At 43.7% G+C, this 647-nt stretch carries 1 protein-coding gene; it reads left to right on the top strand.

Going from position 1 to position 647, the window contains the following annotated elements; translation table 11 throughout:
- On the top strand, positions 1 to 537 hold a 537-nt coding region (locus FDX22_RS21275), incomplete at its 5' end, for a tyrosine-type recombinase/integrase (RefSeq protein ID WP_146717735.1).
- Positions 538 to 647: the final 110 nt, after the last annotated feature.

Below are 647 nucleotides of genomic sequence, written 5' to 3'. Positions count from 1 at the left end.
GACGAAGAATATCAGGCAATTTATGAAGAGGCGGCACCAGCTCTCCGGGTTGGCATGGAGATATCTTACTTATGTGCGGCTCGCGTTTCCGATGTTCTTTCTCTCAAATGGTCGCAAGTAAGCGAGGAAGGCATTTTTATCCAGCAGGGAAAGACCGGGACTAAACAAATAAAAGTCTGGACCGAGAGGCTACATAACGCCATCGAACTTGCAAAGACTCTGGGTGGACGGGAAACCGTTGTTTGTAGCAGTAAAAAAACTAAGTATTCAAAAAGTGGGTTTAACGATCTGTGGGAAACTGCAAGGGAAGCAGCAGGAAAAAAACTAGATAGAAAACTGCCGTGTACATTTCATGATCTCAAAGCCAAGGGAATATCTGATTACGAAGGCTCGAGTAAGGACAAACAACTATTCTCAGGTCACAAAACTGAAAGCCAAGTTGTGGTTTATGACAGAAAAGTGAAAATTTCTCCCACATTGGATCTTCCAGTATTGGGCAAATCAGAAGATGATGATGGCGAGTTTTATACCAAGTGAATATACCAACACTATACCAAGTGTGACATGAGTCGTTGAAAGGAATTGAGCTAAGTGTTTGAATAGTGGCGGAGAGAGGGGGATTTGAACCCCCGGTAGAGTTGCCCCTA

The sequence above is a fragment of the Citrobacter sp. TBCS-14 genome (assembly GCF_005280805.1).
In the GTDB taxonomy this organism is placed as follows: domain Bacteria; phylum Pseudomonadota; class Gammaproteobacteria; order Enterobacterales; family Enterobacteriaceae; genus Citrobacter; species Citrobacter gillenii.
The sequence above is the reverse complement of the archived record's forward strand: the minus strand, read 5'-3'. Positions and strand labels throughout refer to the sequence as shown.